The organism is Mesorhizobium shangrilense (assembly GCF_028826155.1).
GTDB lineage: Bacteria > Pseudomonadota > Alphaproteobacteria > Rhizobiales > Rhizobiaceae > Arvimicrobium > Arvimicrobium flavum.
The window spans coordinates 1-23131 of sequence record NZ_JAQGPN010000005.1 but is presented as its reverse complement, the minus strand read 5'-3'; the positions used below and the strand labels follow the sequence as shown (position 1 = coordinate 23131).

Sequence of the window (23131 nt, the reverse complement as noted above, 5' to 3'; positions counted from 1 at the left end):
GATGATCGGACGGCAGATGGAGAGTGACGGGAAACAGGCTCGTGGCGCGCGCATCTGATGCATTTCCCACGGTTGAGGTTGCCGGTTTCAAGACGTTATCGGGATGCAATGTGTATAGTCCGAACACGGTTGTGAAATTGACCGTGAACATTGGGCGCATGGCGACGGCTCGGATCTCTGATTTAGCTCCCCACGCGCGCTTGGCGTTATCCGCATTGTTTCCCGAGTGCACACAGGACGCGTCTGCGCCTCAGTACATCGCCGATGCTATACGATACGCTGATCTTGAGCTTTGCCGGGCGATGAATTTCTATTCGTCATTAGGGCTGCCGTTCCTTGTGAGCGATCCGTCCCAAGGCGCTCTTGAGATCGTTTGGGAGTCCGACGACCCGCAGATGTCGCGCGCCGCTGCTTCGGCTGTGGTTGAAGCGGTCTGTGAGGTGGCGCGGGGCGAGAACGCCGCACCGAAATTCGCCCACCTCCGGGAGCTAAATCTGGAAAGAGCAAAGAAACGACGTCTTTCAAATTCGACCGCTTCCCTGGTGGCCGCCGCCAAGAGGCATGGTATCCCGTTCGAGTTTGTGAGCCGCAACCACCTACGCTTTGGCCAGGGAAAGCACCAGAAGCAGCTTTTCTCCACGATCTCGGGTTCGACATCGTTTGTGTCTGCGAAGGTGGCCCTGGACAAAAGGCTGGGCAATAGACTTTTGGCGCAGGCAGGCATGCCGGTACCCCGCCAAATTGCCGTTCGTACCAAGTCCGATGCGGTCGCGGCCGCCAAACAACTGGGCAAGACCGTGGTGGTGAAACCAGCTAAGGGAAATCAGGGCCGAGGAGTTTCGGTTCACCTGCGGGGGCGTCGTGCTGTTGAAGCTGCATTCGACATAGCGCGCTCGGAGCGGTATGCGGTTTTGGTAGAGCAGTTCATCGCCGGCCCTGAATACAGAGTGACGGTCGTTGATTTTCATGTCGTCGCAGCAGTCATGTGTTGCCGACCCCAAGTCACCGGCGACGGTGAAAAAACGATACGCCACTTGATTGATGATTTGAATCGAGAGCCCGACAGGGATGGTAGTCGGCTGTCTCGTCTGGAGATTGACGACGAACTGCTACGAGAACTGTCCTTGCGACGTCTGACACTGGAGTCTGTCCCAATTCCCGGGCAGCCGGTGGTCCTCCGACCTACTGGTCACCTCGCCCGCGGGGGCGTCCCGGTCGACGTCACAAGCTCCGTTCATCCAGATAACAAGCAGCTGTGCGAGCGCATCGCCAGTGTCGTTGGGCTCAGTATCGCCGGGGTGGACCTTGTCATGCCCGACATTGCGAGATCTCACAGAGAGGTCGGGTGTACTGTCATCGAGGTGAATGCACGACCAGGGGTTGAATTTCATCTTTGGCCGCGAGCGGGGACGTCAAGAGATGTAAGCGAAATAGTCTTGGCCAATTTGTACCACAATCCGGGCTCATCCAATGTCGCCACCGTTCTCGTTGTTGGCGACCGGCACACCAATGTGGTGGCTACGGCGATTGAGCACCGGTTCCAGGCGGAAGGCCGAAGGGTTGGTCTGTTGTCGAAGAGAGGCGCTTACATCAACAGCGTGCCCCAGGAATCTGGGCAGAGAATAACGCCCCGAATGCTGGCGAGAGACCCGGCCCTGGAAGCTCTGGTTTACGCGGCCTCTCCGGAAAGAGTCTGGGCGAACGGTCTTGGCCTGGGTGCTTGCCATGCAGTCTCGATGACGCCGTCGGACGTCGACAATGGCAAAATGCTCGGCGAGCTCGCTCGGAGAATGTTACTACACGCAAATCGTGGCTATTTCATCGTGGACAAGGAAGATGATGGGTCTCGTGGTGCGCTGTCGACACTGCCGCGGGCAAGATTGATCTTGATCACTATCGAAACCGATCTCGACGCTGACTTGCAGCAGCATTTGCACAAGGGCGGCTTGGTCCTGTCGATCAGATGGCGCGCTGATGGCTCCGGAGCCGAGATGGCACTGATGTCGGGATCCGGTGAGCTGGCGGCGGAGCCGTTCCCATCAATGTCCCAGTTGCGTGCACCGCAAGTCAGGGCCGCCATGCATGCAATGGCAATGTCGTATTTGGCAAACAGCGATGGTTGGTTCGACGAGGAGATCTTGTCCTCGTCGAGCCCCTCAAATCAAGGGGTCGAGAGCGGGGTGCAGTTGTCAGCCCACTGAGATAGAGGAGAGGATGTCATGGCTTCTATGTCGCCCGGTGACGCGCTTGGTGTGTCGGTACTCGATGCCGCAAAGCTCGTTGCTTTGGCCCTGGAACGCACCACGAGCAAAGTCGGACGGCCACGAAACCGTATCAGAATGTCATACAGGACATTCAGGCGCCTGACCGGACGGCGAATTGGCGGCGCGAGCTTCGTGAAGGGGTTCACCACGGAATTGATGAACCTGGGGTGGCTGATGGTGCGTATGCCGTCCGCTTACGGCTTCGTGCGCGCCGCCTCCCTCGCCAAGTGGCCGCTGACAAAATCGGATGTGATAGCTGAAGAACTTAAGCTGATAGAAGAGGGATCTCGCATGGAGGTGCTGGAGTACGCTCGGCAAGAGCTTGATGGATCCGGCGACGTTGCCCATTTGATCAGACAGCCCCAGGGAGCCAGCACGGGGAGAAGGAAGAAAGAGAGGGTAGCCAGGTAGCGAACAGTGTATTTCGCTGGGAGATGATGATCCGTCCTGGATCCAATGGTCTTGATGCCTGCGATGACAGCGACACCAATGAGGGTCCTGGCGCCGAACTTAGGGACTCGGGTCTCGGAGCCTGTCGCCCCTAGGGCTCTTTCCACCGGCCGATCGAGCACGCTTGGGGTGATATGGATCCAGCCCGCAAGCTGACACGTCACAAGCGCTCGCTGCGGACTTCCACCGTGCTGCCTCTGTCCAGTTGTCGGATCAGTCCTGACCGTCACCATCCTCGTCGGGCTCAATGCCAGTCATCGGATCGACGTCGGTTCTCGTCTCTTGAGCGTTAAGTATCATTCTATACAGCCGCTTGACATTGCTGTTCTTGACCTTCTGTCCGCCGGACGTGTCCGCAAGGTGCACGATAACGAGACCACGTTTTGGGACTACATAGAGTCGCTGCCCTCCTCGACCAGCTGCATAGAAGCCATCCTTCGTCACCTGCCACAAATAGCCGTAACCAGCCGATGGTTGGTTCTGCTTCCACGCATGTTTGACCGACGTGCTTCGCTCCACCCAATCTTCCGAAACAAGCTGTTGATCACCGAATTTGCCCTTTCTCAGGTACAGCAACCCGACGCGCGCCAGATCAAGAGCACTCATTCTGAAAAGGTATGCCGGATGTTTGGACTTGTCCGCCTCGCGGTAATAGCGTGTGTCCTGCAAGCGGAACTGCTCCATCCCTAATGGAGCGGCTATTCGGGTGGCAAATACGTCGAAGAAATCCTGCCCGCCCGCTTTATTGAATATGGTCACCAAGGCATTGAAGTCCCAGTTATTGTAAAACCAATACTCGCCGGGCATATAGGCTCCCCTGTCCGGGCGCCGCTCTTTCATTCCCCTGGTTTCGTAAGCTGCTGTATGGAAAACTCCGGACATTGACGTCAAAAGATCCGCAACCGTCGCGCTTTTCTCGACCTCGGTAAGCCCTCCTGCATCATCTATGCCGAGTTCGCTCAGCGTTTTGGAGAGGTCCACAATACCCATGTCGGCGTAGAGTCCATAAGCTACGCTCATCAGGCTCTTTCGGACCGAGTGCAAATCAAATCTCTCCGCGTATCTGCCGTAGTCCAGGACAACCAGACCATTGAATATGACCAGCAGCGCGTCGGTCCCTGAAGCCTCAGCATAGGCCTTTACCGCATCGAGTTTCTCGAGCGACCATCCAGCCTTGTCGGCGGAGAGCAGGCGCTCCCACCGAGGACTCGGAGAATACTCGTGGCGCGCATCGTAGCGCTCAATATCCGCGAACTCATAGACTGGAGGAGCGCTTCGTGATTCGGCGCTATGCTGAGAGATCAGGAGGATCGCACCGAGCGACACGGCGAGAGCGAGGATAACGGACGCAGGTAGAACCAGTCGTCGCATCTCTTCATCCTCCTACCCCGCTCGAGCCTGACCACTTGATGCGAAAGAGGCTGCATGCCTTGACCGATCAGCCGTGCCCGGCAGCGACAAGGCCAGCGATAAATAATAGCCCCAGTTGTCTTTTCCGCTCTGAACTGTCGAGGCAATCGCGCCGCCCTCTTCATTGGAGGGCATGTAGAACTTCGCCACCCGCTCGAAGTCCTGTGCGGACACGAAATTCGGCTGGTATGAGGTGACTCTGTTGTCACTCTGTATCGGATAGAGATAGAGCTTCGGCGCCAACCGCTCATTCTTCAGTTGCAGTGTCAGACGTGCGATGAGTCCAAAGGGCAAGACCTCATATCCGGCAAAGCGACCGGGCGAATTGAAGACAAAGTTCCCGATCCCATACACTATCCATTTGTGCCCATAGCGAGTGATTTGTTGCATCATGTGCGATCCGTGACCGATCACCAGATCGGCACCACAATCGCAAAACACCCTAGCCAGGCTCTGCTGGCGCTCCGAGGCATATTCGTAGTTGCTGCCCCAATGCGGGAACGCAATGATGAACGCGTCAGGGTATTCTTTGCGGAGCGCGCATAATTGTTCTCTGGCGGAGGCCTTCGACCACATATTCACGCCAGCAGTCGCGGGTCCCGCATAATAGCCCCATTGCTGATGGTTTCGTCTGGATTCGAAGCCCCCGGCAAAAATGAGGTGGAGTGCCAAGTTTCCGACTGTGACATGGTGGTGAACGACAGCGGTTGCCGCATCACGCGTCTCACCCGCTCCAAAGAAGCCGATGCCGCCGGCTTTCAACGCCTGGATGGTGTCCATCAACCCGGCTTCGCCGAAGTCCATCGTATGGTTGTTTCCCAGCGATACCGACTTTATACCGAGATCATGCAGGAGTCGTATTGTTCCTTCAGCAGAGGCGCGGTCCAGGTAAGGCTTGATGCCGGTGAGGGACGAGTCACGCCGATCAGTCAGGCTCACTTCAAGATTGCCGACGGTGTAGTCTGAGGATTCCAATATGCTGCGGAACTTCGCGGCGGTGGCTTCAGCGCTCTTTCGCTTTGAACTGCGTTGGCGTTTTTTGACGTCAGCTCGCTCCCAGTAGCTGTCGCCCGGATTGATGTCGCCCAGGATGGTGATGACGCTTTCATATCCAGGCTCAGCCACCGGAGCCGGTTCGGGTTTCCGGGACCGCCGGCTGATCACGGCATGAACGCGTCGGGGAAAGTTGACCAAGCCCAGCCGGTCCAGACCGGAGAAGCCCGGCGTGCGGTTTACTTCAATGACGTGGACGCTACTGGTATCAGTGACGGCAAGATCGACCCCATATACGCCGTGTTTCAGTTTTTTGGCTAAACCGGGCCAAACGGTCGTTAGCAGCTCCGACTTCAGCCCGTCATCTATGGCGACCACAGACCCGCCCTGGTGCAGGTTGCTGACTACGCTACCCTCTTGCTTTCGTCTCTCGTAGGCTGCGATGGGATTTCCGTCGACAACGTAGACACGATATTCGTTCCGGTAGTTCATGTACTTTTCGAGAAGCAATACATCTTTGCTTCGCGTGAAGTGGGTTTTGCAGGCCGCAAGTGCTTCCTGCACGTTTTCCACGCGTTTTATGCCTCGTCCTTTATTGCCAGCGACCGGCTTCAGAAGAAGAGGATATGAATCGGCGCCAAGCTGCTGGAAATACGTTGTGGCAGCTTCAATTGACGGCAAGACGTGGGCTGTCGTTCCGAAACCGGATTGCACGAACGATGCGAGATCATTCACCTTGCCAAGGCCATCACGGCTGATCAGGTGATAGGGATCGGATGTCGGGCAGCCAACGAACTGCAAGAACTTCGCCAGTAACAGTGTCTCTTGGGCGTAGCCGAATGTATAGAGCATAGACAGATCATTCAATGAATTGCCATTATGAACGATACTGACTGAGCGTGCGCTGCGATCCAGGTTATACGTTACGAGTCGAGGGTTTATGTAGACGACCTCGTCGTAATAATTCAGCGCTTCTATGTAATACCGCCACTCGTTGCTTGACCAGACGCCTCTGACAATACCTGCTACGGTTTTTGTCATGGTACCCTCTCTTGAACCGATCCCACGATCATGCCCCGCGAAAGGTCTAGCTGGCGGCCAACTCGTCGCGCTCTCCGGCACGGCCAGGAAGATCAGCGTGCCACGGGCAGGCTGATGAAGGGATCATCGCTCAAATGGGCGGTAGTTTCCAGCGTTACGGATCTGGCGCGCTGGAAAGCGCATCCATCGCCCTCTTCGGCAACAGAGCACCGATGATGCGAAAGACGACGGCGTTCAGCAAACGAGCGCAGCGAAAGCCGCAAGAACGCGGCACGTGGTCCTCGTTCCGTTTGGTTTGCCGGTTGCTTCCTGGATCAGTGACACGGCCGGCGCGCCCGTTTCGGCGCACACTGCGTGGTGGCCTTCGGCAGTCATCGGGAGGGAGCAGTGTGTGTCGGCGGAAGGCTACGATGAGTGCCTCGTCTTCCAAGGACGGCACTGTCGAGCGCGCTTTATTCGGCCCGGTCGGCAGATCGGCGACCGAGGAGCGCTTCGGCCATTCGCAACCCTCATCTGGTTGATCCGGTAGCGCTTGGCCGGACCCCTCAGGTATCCGGACCCCTCAGGTATACTGTATCGCTCGACGGATCGCCGCTGTCATTGTGGCGCTCCCCTCCCAAAGCGCATCCTTTGAGTCGGAAGACGGGGTGCCCCATCAACACCCCGAAATCCAGCTTTTCACGCAGGCCTTAGAGGATAAAATCCCATGCCGTCAGGCTGCTTACGCCGGTCACGTTGACCTGGAAGTCGGCGACCTTGTCCCCGTTCACGTCTCCCGACAGGACGCCGTTGACGAAGTTCAGTTGGCCAGCGGCGCCAGTGAATGCGCCCTTGCCGATGAACGAGAATGCTTGGTCGCCGGACACCTTGGTGTTGGCGTCGATCGTCCGCAGGTCGATGTCGTCCACGCCGGGGACGAAGTCCATGATGGTGTCCCTCGCCGTGGGAGTCGACCAGGACGTGAAATCGAAGTCGAACACGTCTGAACCCGTCCCGCCGTAAAGCTTATCGCTGCCCGTCCCGCCGCGGAGGATGTCGTTGCCCGCCTCGCCGCGGAGGATGTCGTTGCCGGCGTTGCCCTCCAGCACGTTCGCGGCCTGGTTCCCGACGATGGTGTCGGCTCCGCTTCCGCCCTTGGCGTTCTCGATCAGCGACCTGGCGTCCCCCTTGTAGAGGAGAGCGTTGGCGATCTCGCCCTCGGCACCCTTGATATGCTGCGTCCCCAGGGACGTCCATGCACCAGGGTTCAGGTCGATTTTCAGCGCCGTCGCGTAGTTCGAGAAGTCATAGGTGTCGGTCCCGCCGCCGTCCCACACCGTCATGGCGATCTTGTTGGCGGTAGGCTTACCCTGGCCGACACCGTTGATGGACAACTCCCCAGTGGTCGTGCTCCACTTGTAGGTGGTGTTGCCGCTGTTGGTGTCGTAGTTGGCCCCGTACATGTGCTGGAGAGCCGCGATGTCCTTCTGCATGTACGTCTGTACGTCGCCGCCTGACAACCTTTCGTAGCTCATGACCGTGTAGTTGCGGTTGTCATACGCATCGGGCATCAACGTGCCCCTGGCGTCGTGGGGATGCGCGAGGCCGATCTGATGCCCGATCTCATGCATCATCGTCGCGTAGGAGCGGTTGCCGTATGCGGGGGTGTTGTACCCGTAGTTGGCGCCCGAGGTGTTGTACCAACCGTCGCCGGCTCTCTCGGTGGTCGACGAGGGGTGGTAAGTCCATGCAGACGTGTGGCCTGAGCTGTAGACCGCCGTGGTCTCGGCGAAGCGGAGAGTTGCGTGCTGTGTATCGGTCTCCGTCATCTGCGTGAAGGTGGCTTTGGTGAACCCTTCGATGGAGTCAAGGATGCGGATGACCGCCGCTTTCTGCGTGCTGTTGAACGCCTCGAACCCTTTGTACGGCTCGCCGGCGGAGCTGTAGTTCTTCCCGTAGTTCGACGCTTTTGTCGGGAAGCTGAACGTGATGTTCGGGTTCTCCCACTTGTTGGTCAGAAGAATGCCGTCGACAGTGGCGTCGCCGGTGAGGGTGTTCTTGATTGCAGCCGTCATTTTGTTTCCAGTTGTGAAGGCAGGTGGCTTGCCATGCAGACACGCGTGCCGAGGGGGCCCTCAGCCGTCGCGAGACCTTTGGCGTGAGCGAATGAGCTTCGGGACCACCTACTTTTGTGGGTGCGATGCCCAGAGAGGGTCGTAAGTGGTGATCGCGCGGGCGCGTGCGCCTACGTCAGGCGGACCAGAAGTGGGAGGCGGAGAAATCGGGCTGTCTGCGGAGATTCGTCCTGTCGACACCATCGATGCTGAACTTGCCGCCGGCAGAGGTCGTCACATCCAGGATCACATCCTGCGGAGCTCTCCAATGACCTCGGGGCAGCTGCACCGACGGGAGCCTTGTCCCGCCTGGCTAGTAAAACCATTCTTGAAATGAGTCTACTGATTGTGCTGAGTTTGTGAATATTGCGCGAATGCATCTCTATTCATAACGTATTGATTCTGCACATGAAGGATAGAGGCATTGATCTCGAACGTATATGTGGCGACATTGTGACAACACTAGGTGACGCTGGGAAAGACTGGCGCATGCATGTCGCTGTCACTCGCGAGTCTTTCGTCGGAGGCGGTCCTATGGACCTCGCGTGACCGCAAAGTCGGTGATCGGAACGGCAGGCGCCCGATGCTGCCATGGGCGACGTGATCTAGAGTCAGCGAGGGTCCTCCGAGTCGGCGCTTACGGCCGCAGATTTCGTCGTGCCCTAAGGAGCAGCCGCGCGAAAAGATTCGTGTTAACGACACGTTCTCCTGCGGCGCATCCGGCAAGGCTTCGCAGTACCGGGCCCACGCGCCCGAGTGCGTCGATGGGGCGGTCAGCAGCCGCCCGGCAGCAGCACGCCCGTGCTCGCGCAGTGCGGTGACGCGGAACACGTAGGGCAGCGCGATTCCTCCAGCCGGCCGGAAGCTGCCTGACGATAGCCGGCCGACGAGCACCGCCGCCAGATTTGAGAGCAAAGCGCCAGATCCGCGGTCGCTCCAACCATTTCACGGGGCGAAGCGCGGTTCATATTCGCGCAGCCTCGGAGCGTGGATGACCTGCTCGCGTGGTCCGCAGAATGGCAGCCTTCTGGCTTGTCCGTTCCAGAACCGGACCGGCTGCTTCCGGTCCCGTTTGAGCCGCCAAGCAGCCGACCGCAACACGCTCGTCTCGATCGCAAAGAACCGCTTTGTCACTTCCCTAAAGCAGCCAGCTCCCGCGAGGACGCTGGAGATCGCGGTTGCGCATTTGCGGACTTCCGCATTCCGCGCGCTGGGATCAGTACGCGAACAGCTCAGCAAGCCGCTCGCGGTCGATTGCGCGACAGACCTGACCCGGAGGCTTAATGGTGGGCACGTCCTCGCCCGCGACGAGGGAATTGACGACAGCCTCTTCCACCGCCTCGACGGCTGCGAGGTAGAAGCGGTCGAGCGCATCCTGATTGATTTCCTCGCGGATCGAGAAGACGGGAGCCGCCTCTGGCATCGGTCCCGGATTCGCCGTCGAGAACGCGAGAAACAGATCTCCGGAATTGTTACCTCCGGGAGTGCCCCCGCGGCCGATGCCGATTGCCGCACGCTTGGCCATCTGCCGTAGCGCCAACGGCGACAGTGGTGCATCCGTGGCAACAATGACAATGATCGAGCCAGTCTCCTGCCTGTGCAGGGGGCCCTCCGTCATCAGCCTGCCCACCGGACGGCCAAGAATGTTGAGCCAGGGCCGGATGCCGTGGTTGGCTTGCACCAGCGTGGCAACAATGTGTTGGCGCCCGCCGACTTCAACCAGGCGCGATGCGCTGCCGGTTCCGGCCTTGAACTCATAGGCGATCATGCCGTTTCCGCCGCCCGTAGAACCCTCGGCCACCGGTCCGGTCGAGCGCGCCTCGAGTGCTGCAATCGCATGCTCGGGGGTGACGAACATGGCGTTGATATCGTTGAGGACGCCGTCGTAGGTCTCCGCGACGATCGGCATTGCCCAGGCGTGGTGGAGGCCGCGGAAATGATCGCTGTAGTGGTCGAGCATCCAGCGGGTCGCCCCTGTGTGGGCCGCTCCTACCCCATGCGTGTTGGTGATCAGTACGGGGCCGACGAAGTACCCCGCGTCGTTCACCCAATGCGTGCCGGTCATCTCGCCGTTCCCGTTCAGCGTGAACTGGCCGGCCCAGACCGGCCTTGCCTCGCGCTCCGGACGGGGAAGTACGGCGGTGACACCGGTGCGGATATTCCGCGCGGGATCGGTCAGCGTGCAGAAGCCTACGGCCAGTCCCGGAATGTCGGTGATGGCGTTCAGGGGACCAGGCGTGCCCGGAAAGGGCAGGCCCAGGTCGCGGGCGCGTGGACGGCTCATGTCAGTCTGCCTTTCTCGCCCGCAGCCACAGGCCAAGCCCGGCGATGATCACCGAGGCCAGGATCATCAGCGTGGCGATGGCGTTGATTTCGGGTTTCACCCCACGTCGAATCATTCCGAAGATGAAGACAGGAAGGGTGGTGTTCTCGGTCCCGGCGATGAAATAGGTAATTACCAGATCGTCCATCGAGATGACGAACGCGAGCAGCGCGCCGCCAATGATACCGGGAGCCAGTTGTGGCAGAAGCACCTTGCGCAGGGTGATCCATTCCGATGCGCCCAGATCGGCCGAGGCCTCCTCGAGCGCCGGGTCGATGCCGGCGATCCGTGCCTGGACGATGATGAAGACGTAGGAAATCAGGAAGGTGCAGTGGCCGATGATGATGGTCAGCATCGACAGCTTCATCCCGAGCGTGACGAAGAAGATCAGCAACCCGATGCCAAGCACGATATCGGGCATCATCATCGGCAGCAGCAGGAAGCCGTTGTAGAACCGCTTTGCCCGGAACCGGTAACGCGATAGCGCGATCGCGGTGGCAGTGCCGACGAGCGTCGAGAAGGTGGTGGTGAAAAGCGCCACGGTGAGCGATGTGCGCAAGGCTCGGAGCAGTTGGTCGGTACTTTCCAGATACAGGGAGCGGTTCTGGTCGCCGATCTCGGGGCCGCGCTCGCTCAGCCCGAACAGACCCGCGTACCATTCCGTTGTGAAATGGTCCCATATCATCATGTTCACTGGGTTCGAGTTGAACGAGTAGACTATGATGATGAGCAGCGGCGCGTAGATGAAGGCGAAGAAAAGGAGCGAGATCGTGGCAAGGCCGATGCGGCCGGCAAGCGGATTCATGCCTCGCCTCCCGCCTTGCGCGCGCGCCCGACCACGACCAGCAGCACGATCAACACAACCGACATGATCAGCATCGACAGCGCCGATCCAAAGGCCCAGTTGCGTGCCGACAGAAACTGCTGCTCGACGAGGTTGCCCACCATCAGCCCCTTGGCGCCACCAAGGATGTCCGGCACGACAAAATTGCCCACCGAGGGAATGAAGACGATCACCGCGCCGCCGATGATGCCGGGCATCGTCTGAGGCAGGACCACCTTGAGGAAGGTCTGGGTGCGGTTGGCGCCGAGGTCCATCGAGGCTTCGACCAATGCCTGGTCGAGGTTGTCGATGGCCGCATAGAGCGGCAGGAACATGAACGGCACCATCACGTAGACCATGCCGAGTACCACTGCCATCGGTGTGTAGAGAATCTCGAGCGGCTCGCGGATGATGTGCAGCGCCAGCAGCGCCTCGTTCAGCACGCCCGAAGGTTTCAGGATCAGCAGCCAGGCATAAAGCCGCACGATCAGGCTGGAAAAGAAAGGCAGCGCGACGAGGAACAGGAAGAAGAGACGCAGCTTCTCATTCAAGCGTGAGACCCAGTATGCCACCGGGTAGCAGAGGATCAGGCAAAGCAGCACCGTCATCGCGCCGAAACCGAGCGAACGAAGCAGTATCCGCAGATAGACCCACTCGAAGACCTCGTTGATGCCGTCCGCCCAGCCGAAGATGCGTCCGTAGTTCCAGTGATAGAAGTTCCACTCCACCCCGCCGTAGAGTCCGGGTTCGAGAAAGGAGAACACGGCGATGATCAGGAGCGGCATCAGGAAGAAGATGCCGAGAAACAGCGTCACTGGCGTTAGCAGGGCTGAGAAGACCAGCGACTGCCGACGGATGATCATCATGATCCCTCCAGCACTTGCACGGCCGCGGGATCATGCGCCAACCGCACTGCAGCACCGACATCGGGCGCATCAGCGCCGTCGCGAGCGGTGACGCGGATTTCCTCGCCGCCGCCATCGGGACGCACGAAAAGGATGAGATCCGCGCCGAGATAGACGGCTCGGACCACCGTTCCGGCGATGCCCTCGGCTCCCAGCGTGAAGTCCTCCGGGCGCAGCACCGCCGTCACCTTCTCTCCGATGCTGCGGCCTGCCCCCGCGATGGCGAAAGCTGCACCACCGGGGGTACGAGCCAAGGCCCGCGCGCCCTCAAGCCGCTCAATCGTCAACGAAAAGATGTTGGTCTCGCCGATGAACTCAGCCACGAAACGGTTCTTCGGCCGCCGGTAGATTTCACGGGGAGTGCCGATCTGCTCGATCCGGCCCGCGCGCATCACCACGACCCGGTCGGACATGGTGAGCGCCTCCTCCTGGTCGTGGGTGACGAAGACGAAAGCAATGCCAAGGCGGTTCTGCAGCGTCTTCAACTCCAGCTGCATCTGCTGGCGCAGGTTGCGGTCCAGCGCTGAGAGCGGTTCGTCGAGAAGTAGAATCCGCGGCTCCGCGATAATGGCGCGGGCCAGCGCCACACGCTGGCGCTGGCCGCCGGAAAGCTGCGACGGCCGCCGCGCGCCCATGCCGGCAAGTCCCACCTTCTCAAGGGCGTCGGTCACTGCACGTTCACGCGCAGAACGATCTTCGCCGCGCACTTCAAGTGCATAGCCGACGTTGCGCGCCACACTCATGTGCCCGAAGAGAGCATAGCTCTGGAACACCGTGTTCACCGGACGCCGGAAAGGGGGCAGGTGGGAAAGATCCGCTCCCTCCAGCCGGGTGCTGCCCTCGTCAAGCGCCTCGAAACCCGAGATGGAGCGTAGGAGCGTGGTCTTGCCGCAGCCCGAGGGCCCAAGGAGGGTGACGAATTCGTTTTCCTCGACGTCGAGGTCGACGCCGTCAAGGGCCGCGACGCGCTCGCCCTCCGGCGTGGTGAAGATGCGCCGCGCGCCGCGGATTTCCAGTAATGCCATCGTCCTACCCCGAAATCTGGCGCCCCGTCCTCGGGGCGTCAGCCGCTCATCGCCCGCCTATTGCGCGGTGCGTATGGTGTTCCACGCGCGGTCGTAGAGCTTGAGCGCCGCACCAAGGTCGACGAAGGTCTGAACCCGTTTCAGCGTCTCCGGCGCAAGCGTGATGTTGGGGTTCGTCTTGATGTAATCGGCCACCAGTTCGCGCGCCGGAATATTGGCCGAGCCGTTGAACTGCTGATCCACATTGAGGGCCGCGATCTCGGGGCGCAGGTAAAACTCCATAAACCGCTTGGCTGCCTCCTTGTTGGGCGCAGTCTTCAGCATGCAGATGTCTTCCTGATAGAGCGTCGCGCCTTCCTTCGGGATGACGTACTTGATGTTCGGCTTGTCGACGAAATAGACATGCCCGCCGACGAAGAAATGGGCTGCCGCGATGTCGTTCGACAGGAGAAGTGCGGGCGATTCATAGGTGAAGGCCGAAACCACAGGTTTCTTTGACAGAACGTAGTCGGCCGCTTCCTGCACTTCGGCCGGATCGGTCGAGTTGATCGAATGCCCCTTCATCATCAGCCCCACCGCCATTACCTCGCGCATATCGTCAAGGATGGTGATCTTGCCGCCGCTCTTTTCCGGGATGTTGAAGAAATCCTCCCATCCGGTGATGGGCCCGGTGATGTCCTCGTTGTAGAAGATGCCCACGGTGCCGAAGGCATAAGGCAGGCAATACTCGGCTTTCGGGTCTTCCTTTGAGCGGAAAGTCAGCGGGTCGATGTTCTTGAAATCAGGCGAAAGGTTGATGTCGGTCTTCTCAAGCAGGCCCAGCTTCATCATGATGTCGTGCATGTGCACGGATGGAAAGATCAGGTCATATCCGGTTGCCCCGGCCTGAATCTTGGCCAGCATCTCCTCATTCGAGGAATAGGTGTCGAGGCTTACTTCGATCCCCGTCTCGTCGCTGAACTTCTTCAAGATCAGCGGGTTGATATAGTCGCCCCAGTTGTAGAGTGCGAGCTTACCCTCCGCGCCTGCGGCTGTCGCCAGCAGCGAGAGTCCCAACGCCAAGCCGACTGCGCTTTTCATGTTTTCCTCCCGATTGATACAGTGCCGGGCCGGTCAAAGTTCATGGCCACGACTTTGTGGATACTATCTTTTTGTTAGGATGCTATCATTCACAAGCCATGTTGTAAATTCTGTCATGATCGCGAAGAAACCTGAACCGAACCAGACCCCTCTCGGCGCGCGCCTGCGCGCTATGGAGGACGTATTCACGAAATCCGAGGCGGTAATTGCCCGGTGGCTGATTCTGAATGAGGCGACACTTGCCCTGGAAACCGGAGCGTCGATAGCGGCGAAGACGGGGGTGAGCGAGATCACCGTCAGCCGTTTCCTCAGACGCGCGGGCTTCAAGGGTCTCGCGGGCCTAAAGGAGGAATTGAAGCTGACGCGGATACATCATCTCGCGTCGACACCCGACTATTTTCTGAGGCTGATCGATGGCGGGATCTCTGCTTTCCTCAAGCGCGATGCCGAGGCCATTCTGGCGATCGCTGAGGAGATCAAAAAGCCCAGCTGGCAAGAGGCGATCAAAACCCTCGCCGTAGCCGACGAGGTGTATGTGACCGGCTTTCAGACAGTCCGCGGCTTGGCTGAAGACTTCGCCCGGCGTCTGGGAATAATACGCGGCAGCGTCCGGTTTCTGTCTCCACACGACGACGGTCTGGTGGAATGGATCCCTTCGGAGCGGCGCAAGGGCGAGCGGCGCTGTCTGGTGCTGATAGACATGGTGCCCTACGCCCGCGAAGCCCTGCCCATCGTGCGTACCGCGCGTAAGGGGCAGATCGACGTGGTGATCGTGACCGACATACTCAATAGCTGGGCCGCGGCCGAGACACCGTTCGTCTTTCACGTAGCGACCAAGATGGATACCTTCCTGGAAAGCACTGGGCCAATGACCACGATGATGAACGTGATCATTCACGCCGTGGCCAGCGAAAATCCCGAAAAGGCTCACCGCCGGATCGGGGACTGGCCTCCGCTGATCGCTGCTCTGTGCCTCTATTGAGCGGTCATGTGGCTCTCATCCGAACCCGGTAACGGCTCGATTTCGCAAAGGTTCGGATTGCGACGGTGCCTGCGCCAACCTGAACGTCTGCTCCTGAAGGTTCGCGGCCCCGTTCTTGTCGGTCGCCGATGGCTGCGTCGCCCTATATTGTAGGGCTGCGCAACCAGGTTCATGATCAGCCCGCATGGGAATATGGCCGGTTCGAACCCACAGATATCACGGCAGTCATTGAAACTGGCCATTTCGTCTCCGCGAGCAGTGCTGGAAACGATGCTGTTGGCTGCTGCGATACGAAAAGGATCGACGTGACCATGCAGGACGAAGGCGCCCCTTGACTTGTCGAGTGCGGGAGTTCCAGGAGCCAAGGTCGTGACCGCTCCAAAGGACCATTTGCGGCGTCATGCGGTGCGCGACCTGCTGCATCCGCATCGGGTGAAGGACAGCATGGCGCTGGCGCGGCAGCCATCGCTCCGGAACTCGGCGCTGGCGGGATTGCAGGCGGGCACAGCCGCGGCCATTGCCCTGCCGCTCGTCTGGTTGTCGCCCTGGTCACACCTGCTCGGCTTCGCGTCGCTCGGCGCGTTGGTGGCGCTGTTCGGGCGCTTCGCTCCAGAGCGAAGCCGCAACCGGATCCTGCTTCTCTGCGCCCTCTGCCAGGTAACCGCGGTCCTTTCGATGTCTCTGGTCGCCTGGCTCGGCGCGCCCCTGCCTGTCCAGCTCGCCCTGCTGGCGCTCTTTTGCGGAGCCTTCCTGTTCGTGGGCCTGACCGGTGGGTTTGGCCCCCCGGGCGCCCTGATCTTCGTCTTCGCGGCCGCAGCTTCCATGTCCTCGAGCATGACGCTTGGGCAGGTGTTTGAGCGGGCCGCCGCCACCGCGATCATCGCCCTGCTCGCCTGGGCGATCTGCGCCGCAACCGAAACATTCCGCCACCATCCGACAGAGGAGCGACCTCTCCCTGCGGACCCGCCGCTTCCCGTCCGCCATCGGCTCATCATGGCCGTGCGCGCCGCGGCCGGCGCGGGGATCGCGGTCTTCGCAAGCCACGCGCTGGGCGCGCACCACCCGGCCTGGGCGGCGATGGGGGCGCTGGCGGTCCTTCAGGGGACGCATCTGCACATCAACATGAACCGTGCGCTGCAGCGCACGGTGGGCACGACGGTCGGCGCCGTGCTGGCTTGGGCGCTGCTGATCCAGGATCCGTCGGTCTGGGTCCTGATCGCCGTTCTGGTTGCCTTGCAGATCCTGACCGAAATAGTGATCGGCGCGAACTACGCGCTCGGTCAGGTGCTCGTCACGCCGATGGCGCTTCTCATGACGCATCTCGCCGCGCCGCAGGCTGGAGGCCCGCAAATGGCTCCTGAACGCGTCCTCGATACGCTGCTTGGGGCGGCGGTCGGCATCTCTATCGCTGTGCTCCTGTCAACGATCGACGATCGGCGACACCTTGCGGAGCATCAGGCCAAATCCAGGAACGAGTAATTGCTCGTGAACCCCGGACCGGATCCGGGGCAAGCTCATGTCCGCTTCGCCTATCAATCAGCGGCCACCGATCCGGGGAAATGAAGCCGTCGATCTAACCGGGTTCGCTCTGGTCGCGCTTCGCCAAGCGCGAATGCCCTGCGCCCAGAGTGACAACCCCGGCCGCTCAAAAAGCTGCCGCGCGGTTTGGGCTTCGCAACCAGGCCAAGCTGACCGCCAAGCCCCTCAAGGACGACATTCTGTAGCCGGCTCCGTCGACGCCGAAGTCGGATGCGAAATGAGTATCGGCTTTCGGGAAGCCGTCAGCACTCTCGGAACGCCGGAGCGGCGGCGGTACATTGGCCGAGATCAGCCCTCGTTGAGTAGCCACTTCTGGAAGCTAGAGGCCCGAAAGCAGACCGTCCGGGAGACGGCCCCCGAGCCAACGTTTAGGACATCGGCGGCTCGCCGCGTAGCTTCACGGAAATGCCGCGTTTCAAGGAATTCATGGCCATCGATATCTCACTCGTTCGCCTAATGAGATCGGCGCAATCCGAACCGTCGGCCGCTTGAACCGAGACACGTAAACTCGCATCGGTCGCGATGATCGGGTCACCTTGCAACGTGACCTCGACGGAAATGCTGATATCCTTGATCTTCAGACCTCTTTCAAAAGCGACGTAGCGCAGATCATTGGCGAAGCATCCGCCGATTGTCAGCCCCAGCAGCTCGGCCCCATTGAAGCCGAGCCCAAGGCCGCCTGCTTTACCCACGGCTCGATCGATTACAAGAGTGTGGCTGCCGGCCCAGCCCAAAGCAGCTTCCGTGCCCTCCACATTCCTGATCTCGATCGTTGCGGTCTGCATCCTGCACGCCTGTCCTGCCGGACCCAACATTCTCAGAGCTTTGCACCAAAGATGGATGACAGCAATATTTGTCATCGGCGGTTGTGGCGGCACAAAGGAGCAATCGCCGAGACGCCCAGTGCAGACGGGGGCGGTTCGCTTCTGAACGCCAAGTTCTCGGCCATCAGCAACGCCCATGAGCGATGATGGTCGCCCTTGGTTTTTCCTCTCGCCAATCAAAGCCGAGGAGAACTCACATGGGCCATTCTCATTTCGATAATGCTACCCGGGAGCGTGCAGCGTGACCCAGCGCGGTCATCCGAGGCATCGCGGATGGCCGCTTCGGACTGGAAACGTTGCTGTTTCGCCGGTCGTGGGAAGGGAAGCGGTCTGACCGCTGCTAACGACATTTCATGCAAGAGCAGCTGTCAGCTTTCTGTCTTCTCACATTGCACATTGACGATGAAGCTTCGCATCATGCGCGCGCATTCCTCATAATGCGTCTCAAGCAGCAGATGGGTGCCGTCGTAGATGTGCACGTCGATCCGGTCGAGATCCTTGGCATATGCGTAGGCCTCTTCGATTTCGTAGTATGGGTCGTGTCGCCCCCAGAGCAGCAGCGCCGGGGGGCGATGATCGCGATGGAAGGCTGCATATTCCGGAAAGCGGGCCACGTGCGAACTGTAGTCGGAAAAGATGCGGAGCTGGATTTCGACACGTCCCGGCTGGCTCATGCGCTCCCAGTCGAGATGCCAGCCTTCAGGCGCAACGAGCGGCACGAGTTGATCCGGGATATCGCCGACATAGGTATGCTTGACGCCCTCGAAATTGAGCCATTCTGGAATTTTGGCAAGGTTTGCGGGAGTGGGATCGGCCCAATATGACCTGACCAGATTCCAAGGCGTCCCAAGGCCTTCTTCATGGGCATTGCCATTCTGAATGATAAGCCCGAGCACGCGATCCGGGTATTTCAGTGCCAAAGCATAGGCGACGGGCGACCCGAAATCGTGGACGTAGAGAAAGAACCGATCCATGCCGATCTCGCGCATCAATGTGTCGATGGTTTCGGCCATGGCGTCGAAAGTGTAGGGATAGTCATCGGGTGCCTCCGTAAAGCCGAAGCCCGGCAGGTCCGGGGCGACAATATGCGCGACTTTGGACAGCGGGCCGATGACGTTGCGGAAATAGAATGACGAGCAGGGCTGGCCGTGCAGGAGCAGCAGTCCTGGCGTGCCGCGCTGTCCCGCTTCCCGATAGAAAAGGTGTACGCCATCCACGTCAGCGGTGTGATGTCTGGTTTTCTCGATGGTCTGCATGGTGCCTCCTGGACTGCTATCCTCGGTCGGAAACACCGATTAAAGCAAGTATACCGGTTAGCTGCTTTGCAACCGGATAACTGCCCTTATATGGTTAGGTTCCATGTCGAATAATTTGGATACCGTCTGGACGCCCGGACATTTCATAGGTGGCCACCCGGCGATCGACCTCACCAACGCCGTCTTCACCCGGCACATGCCCGACGACGACAATGATTTGTTGAACTCCCCACGGGATGTCGGAAATTGGCTGCATTTCGCTGGACTGGCCACGAAGGCTCAGGCGAACGCGATTTCGGATATTCCGGCCCCGGCGTTTCTGGAAAGCGTTCGGGAATTGCGAGAGGCATCCTTTTCGGTTTTCGATGCGCTTGCCGCAGGAAAGCCACCGGCAGCGGAAGCGCTAGGACATCTGTTCGAGCGGGCGGCGAAAGGGCTTTCGGCAGAACGGATCACGTTGGTCGAAACCGACACCACACCGCGAATTGTGCGCTTTGATGACCCCAAGGCCATTGTCGCCTTTTTAGCGGCCATCTCGATCGAGGCGTACTTCGTTCTGCCCATGGAGAGGCTGCATGCCTGCCCTCGGTGTGGCTGGCTTTTCGTCGACACATCGCGAGGCGGAAAGCGGCGGTGGTGCAGCATGCAGACTTGCGGCAACCGCGAGAAAGCATCGCGGCATAAAGAAAAAAGCTGATGATCAGCAGACACACACGGATATAACAACGGCCGCTTCGGGAAGCTTGGCCCTTTGGCTGCATGTGTCAAACGAGGTCGCAAGCCGCCGTCGAGATCAGCCCCACATTCAACGGCCGCCATTCGACCCTCGACGTCCGAACGCCGACTGTCCGCTTGTGTGGGCCGCCTAGCGACCGTTCAGGGCACCCTTGTCGTCGCCCGAAGGAAGACGTCGCAGATGACAATGCTGTAGGTCGTGGTCAGGCCTCATTTCGGCTTTTCCCGCGCCCCTTGACTTTGACATCAAGCAGGATTGAAATCCATCGCGTACCGGCATCAGCAAGTATTGCCCGGTGCCAAATCAAGCAGACCGGTCGTCCCATTTTTTGCATCCGGCAAGCCGGTCGCAATCGGGAGACGCCTTCATGCAGAAGATTCAGCGTCGGGAATTCATCACAAAGGGCAGTGCGGCCCTTACGGGTCTTACGGCCTTCCTTTCCACCCGATACGCCCATGCCTTTCCAAGCCGTCCCGGCGAGGAAGTCGTCAAATGGCTCGATGAACTGCCGCCGAACCCAGTTCCGGAGGTGATCAAGAACCAGCTCGTCTGGGAGGATCTCAATTCCTGGATAACGCCCAACGACAAGTTCTTTTCGATCGCGCATTTCAACCGGCCAGTCATTGACCCAAGCACGTGGAAGCTCGAAATCGGCGGCTTGGTCAAAAAGCCGACTGCGCTGACGCTCGACGATATCAGGTCTCGGCCGCGCCAGGAGGTCACGTTTACGGTCGAATGTTCGGGAAATACCGGCCTGCCGTTTTTCAATGGGGGCATAGGCAATGCGCAGTGGGCGGGCACGCCGCTCGCCCCGATCCTGGAGGAGGCAGAGGTCCTCGCCAGCGGCATCGAGGTCGTCTTCTGGGGTGCCGACGAAGGCGAGGTCAAAAAAGCCGACGACGTCAAGTTCAAGCAGAATTTCGCGCGCAGCATGTCGCTCACCGAAGCTATGGATCCGAAGAACATCCTTTGCTACGAGATGAACGGAACTCCCCTGCCGCCCGACAATGGCTTCCCGCTCCGGCTGATAGCGCCGGGCTGGTATGGAATCGCGAATGCGAAATGGCTCAAGCGCATCGAGGTGCGCGACCAGCGCTTCGAAAACCAATTCATGGGACGCGACTACGTTACGCTTCGAGAGGAAGATCACAACGGCGAGACTGTGTGGGTGGAAACTTCCGTCGGGAGGGCGCGGCTCAAATCTGCGCCGGCCCGGGTGACCCGTACAGGCAACGACTACCGGATCGTCGGAGCCGCGTGGGGCGCGCCGGTCGAGCGGGTCGAAGTCCAAATCGATGATCAACCTTGGATCTCGGCGACCATCGATGAAACCGACAAGGCGGAGTTTGCCTGGCAAATGTGGTCTGTCGACTGGCCCAATCCTCCTGCTGGAGAGCACACCGTCACCTCACGCGCGATCGATACGAGCGGCAACGTCCAGCCGGCGATGAGCGATCCGTGGATCGCCAAGAAACACACCTACTGGGAAAGCAACGGGCAAGTGACTCGCCGCATTCAGATTGCTTGACCGCCCAGCGGCCCGTAGCGGATCGGGTCTGTGTAGAATTGTGTTCGGGCGACGTCCTTGCGCCGTCCACTCGATCTGACAGGAGATTTGGACCTGTGCTCACGTCTCATCGGGGCGCTGTATACAACTCCGTCCAGTCCGCCTTGAGCCGCGTCAGACCGAGATCGTACCGATGTCAAGAACGGCCGCTTTCGCCATCCGGAGGCCGAAAGCTGCCGTTTGCAGTGAGTTCAGTCCGGTGCTGTCTGCCCGGCGGTCGACTGTATCCTCCGCCCGACCGCCTGCAGCATCTCGAAGGCGCCGAAGCGGCTTTGATGCCAGGCAGCGACGGCCGGATCAGGCCGGTAAACGTCACCCAGCTCCGACATCTCAAACATGGCGGTCGGCACATCGGCGTGAAGGCCGGCAGCGACGGCGGCGAGGATGGCGGACCCCAGGAGGACTGGCTCGGGAGACGTGGAGGCAGCCACCGTCAGTCCCGTTGTGTCGGCGAGAATTTGCCTGACCAGCGGGCTCTGCCCGGCGCCGCCGCTGACGACCATGGTGTCGGTCTGGACGCCGGCGGCGCGCTGCGCCTCCACGATCTGGCGCGCGCCGTAGCCGAGGCCGCAAAGGCCTGCCAGGTAAAGGCCGACAAGGCTGTCGATGCCGGTGTCCATGCCGATCCCGGCGATCAACGCCTTCGCGTCGGGATCGGCGAAGGGCGCGCGGTTGCCGAGGAATTCCGGGACCACCAGCAGGCCGCCAACTAGCCTCTCGATCGCCGCCGCGCCGCCAGCGGCCGTGGCCCTGTCGGCCAGAAAGGCGCCGATGCTGACGCGGTCCGCGTCGGCCTGACGCCGCGCTTCCGCGGAAGCCGGATGCATCCGCACGAGATGGTCGATCGCAGCGCCGGCGGCCGACTGGCCGCCTTCGTTCAGCCAGAGGCCGGGCACCATGGCGGAAAAATACGGACCCCAGACCCCGTCGACGAAGGCAGGTTGCTCCGTGGTCGTCATGGAGCAGGCCGACGTGCCGAACACATAGGCCATGCGCGTCAGGACGGCGCCGGGTCCGCCGCGCGCTCCGACCGTCCCGATGCCACCGGCATGGGCGTCGATCAGGCCGGCGGCGACAGGCGTGCCCGGCTCCAGCCCGAGTTCCGCAGCCGCATCCGCCGTCAGACCGCCCCCGAGCGGCGTTCCGCCCGGCACGATTTCGGTGCCGATGCGGGCAAATTTCTCGTCCGCGAACGCGCCGAGCCCGACGCGGCGAAAATAGGCATCGTCCCAACGCCGCTCATGGGCAAGATAAGTCCATTTGCAGGTCACGGTGCAGGCCGAGCGCGCGAGGCTGCCGGTGCAGCGCCAGGTCAGGAAATCGGTCAGGTCGAAGAACTGCCAGGCCGACGCAAGCGTCTGCGGCATGTTCTCGGCCAGCCAGAGCAGCTTCGGCGTCTCCATCTCGGGCGAGATGGCGCCGCCGACATAGCGCAGCACGTCCTCGCCGGTGGCGTTGATCCGCCGCGCCTGCTCGGTTGCGCGGTGATCCATCCAGACGATGACGTTGCGCTCGTCGCTTCCCGATGCGCTCACCGAAACCGGCCGCCCGCCGTCGCCCAGAACGACGAGCGAGCAGGTCGCGTCGAAGCCGATGCCGGCGACGGAACCGGGTTCGATGCCGGCGGAAGCGACCGCCTCGCGGATGCAGGCGCAGACGGAGAGCCAGATGTCGTCGCTCGATTGCTCGGCAATGTCGCCGGCCTCGCGCCAGAGCCGAATGTCCGCCTTGGCCGAGGCAAGCATGACGCCCGAAGCGTTGAAGATGCCGGCACGCGCGCTGCCGGTGCCGACGTCGATGCCTAGAAAATGCTCCGCCAT

At 60.4% G+C, this 23131-nt stretch carries 17 protein-coding genes and 1 pseudogene; 6 read left to right on the top strand and 12 right to left on the bottom strand.

Features of this window, described 5'->3' with window-relative positions; translation table 11 throughout:
• Positions 1-41: 41 nt before the first annotated feature.
• Entirely contained in the window at positions 42-2201 is a 2160-nt protein-coding gene (locus PD284_RS26345; protein ID WP_274631316.1) for an ATP-grasp domain-containing protein, read from the top strand.
• Positions 2202-2219: 18 nt separating this feature from the next.
• Positions 2220-2675: a hypothetical protein gene (locus PD284_RS26340; RefSeq protein WP_274631315.1), complete on the top strand. Its 456-nt coding sequence runs from the start codon at positions 2220-2222 to the stop codon at positions 2673-2675.
• A 252-nt stretch (positions 2676-2927) separates the two neighbouring features.
• Here PD284_RS26340 and PD284_RS26335 read toward each other — a convergent pair whose 3' ends face one another.
• The 9 genes and pseudogenes from PD284_RS26335 to PD284_RS26295 all read right to left on the bottom strand — a co-directional run bounded on the left by PD284_RS26335 (position 2928) and on the right by PD284_RS26295 (position 14407).
• Positions 2928-4085 (bottom strand): serine hydrolase domain-containing protein, encoded by a 1158-nt coding sequence (locus PD284_RS26335; RefSeq protein ID WP_274631314.1) that lies wholly within the window; start codon positions 4083-4085, stop codon positions 2928-2930.
• 12 nt (positions 4086-4097) lie between these two features.
• Positions 4098-6158, bottom strand: coding sequence for a CapA family protein (locus PD284_RS26330; protein ID WP_274631313.1), 2061 nt, complete (start codon positions 6156-6158; stop codon positions 4098-4100).
• A gap of 367 nt (positions 6159-6525) precedes the next feature.
• Positions 6526-6759: pseudogene (locus PD284_RS26325) on the bottom strand (IS481 family transposase); the annotation flags it as partial.
• Positions 6760-6847: 88 nt separating this feature from the next.
• Positions 6848-8212 (bottom strand): M10 family metallopeptidase C-terminal domain-containing protein, encoded by a 1365-nt coding sequence (locus PD284_RS26320; RefSeq protein ID WP_274631312.1) that lies wholly within the window; start codon positions 8210-8212, stop codon positions 6848-6850.
• A 1255-nt stretch (positions 8213-9467) separates the two neighbouring features.
• Positions 9468-10535 (bottom strand): P1 family peptidase, encoded by a 1068-nt coding sequence (locus tag PD284_RS26315; RefSeq protein WP_274631311.1) that lies wholly within the window; start codon positions 10533-10535, stop codon positions 9468-9470.
• Position 10536: 1 nt separating this feature from the next.
• The gene (locus PD284_RS26310) at positions 10537-11379 is read right to left on the bottom strand and encodes an ABC transporter permease (protein ID WP_274631310.1); all 843 of its coding nucleotides are present in this window, start codon (positions 11377-11379) and stop codon (positions 10537-10539) included.
• Positions 11376-12263, bottom strand: a complete 888-nt coding sequence (locus tag PD284_RS26305) for an ABC transporter permease (RefSeq protein WP_274631309.1) — start codon at positions 12261-12263, stop codon at positions 11376-11378. The genes PD284_RS26310 and PD284_RS26305 overlap by 4 nt, the downstream gene beginning before the upstream one ends.
• Positions 12260-13327, bottom strand: coding sequence for an ABC transporter ATP-binding protein (locus tag PD284_RS26300; RefSeq protein ID WP_274631308.1), 1068 nt, complete (start codon positions 13325-13327; stop codon positions 12260-12262). Before PD284_RS26300 ends, PD284_RS26305 begins: the two co-directional genes overlap by 4 nt.
• A gap of 57 nt (positions 13328-13384) precedes the next feature.
• Positions 13385-14407: a polyamine ABC transporter substrate-binding protein gene (locus PD284_RS26295; protein WP_274631307.1), complete on the bottom strand. Its 1023-nt coding sequence runs from the start codon at positions 14405-14407 to the stop codon at positions 13385-13387.
• 115 nt (positions 14408-14522) lie between these two features.
• Between PD284_RS26295 and PD284_RS26290 the strand changes: the two genes are divergently transcribed.
• Together PD284_RS26290 and PD284_RS26285 are read left to right on the top strand one after the other, a co-directional pair.
• On the top strand, positions 14523-15389 hold the full coding sequence (locus tag PD284_RS26290; protein WP_274631306.1) for a MurR/RpiR family transcriptional regulator: 867 nt from the start codon (positions 14523-14525) through the stop codon (positions 15387-15389).
• Positions 15390-15758: 369 nt separating this feature from the next.
• Positions 15759-16868 (top strand): FUSC family protein, encoded by a 1110-nt coding sequence (locus PD284_RS26285; protein ID WP_274631305.1) that lies wholly within the window; start codon positions 15759-15761, stop codon positions 16866-16868.
• Between the two features lie 428 nt (positions 16869-17296).
• On the opposite strand, the gene PD284_RS26280 is transcribed toward PD284_RS26285, so the two are convergent.
• Both PD284_RS26280 and PD284_RS26275 read right to left on the bottom strand, forming a co-directional pair.
• Complete coding sequence (locus PD284_RS26280; protein WP_274631304.1) at positions 17297-17713, bottom strand: OsmC family protein; 417 nt, start codon at positions 17711-17713, stop codon at positions 17297-17299.
• A gap of 407 nt (positions 17714-18120) precedes the next feature.
• Complete coding sequence (locus tag PD284_RS26275) at positions 18121-19008, bottom strand: alpha/beta fold hydrolase (RefSeq protein WP_274631303.1); 888 nt, start codon at positions 19006-19008, stop codon at positions 18121-18123.
• Positions 19009-19111: 103 nt separating this feature from the next.
• Here PD284_RS26275 and PD284_RS26270 point away from each other — a divergent pair, with 103 nt between their 5' ends.
• Both PD284_RS26270 and PD284_RS26265 read left to right on the top strand, forming a co-directional pair.
• Complete coding sequence (locus PD284_RS26270) at positions 19112-19705, top strand: CGNR zinc finger domain-containing protein (RefSeq protein ID WP_274631302.1); 594 nt, start codon at positions 19112-19114, stop codon at positions 19703-19705.
• Positions 19706-20111: 406 nt separating this feature from the next.
• Complete coding sequence (locus PD284_RS26265; RefSeq protein ID WP_274631301.1) at positions 20112-21272, top strand: sulfite oxidase; 1161 nt, start codon at positions 20112-20114, stop codon at positions 21270-21272.
• A 230-nt stretch (positions 21273-21502) separates the two neighbouring features.
• On the opposite strand, the gene PD284_RS26260 is transcribed toward PD284_RS26265, so the two are convergent.
• Positions 21503-23131, bottom strand: a 1629-nt coding sequence (locus tag PD284_RS26260; RefSeq protein ID WP_274631300.1) for an FGGY-family carbohydrate kinase, incomplete at its 5' end; no start/stop codon positions are given.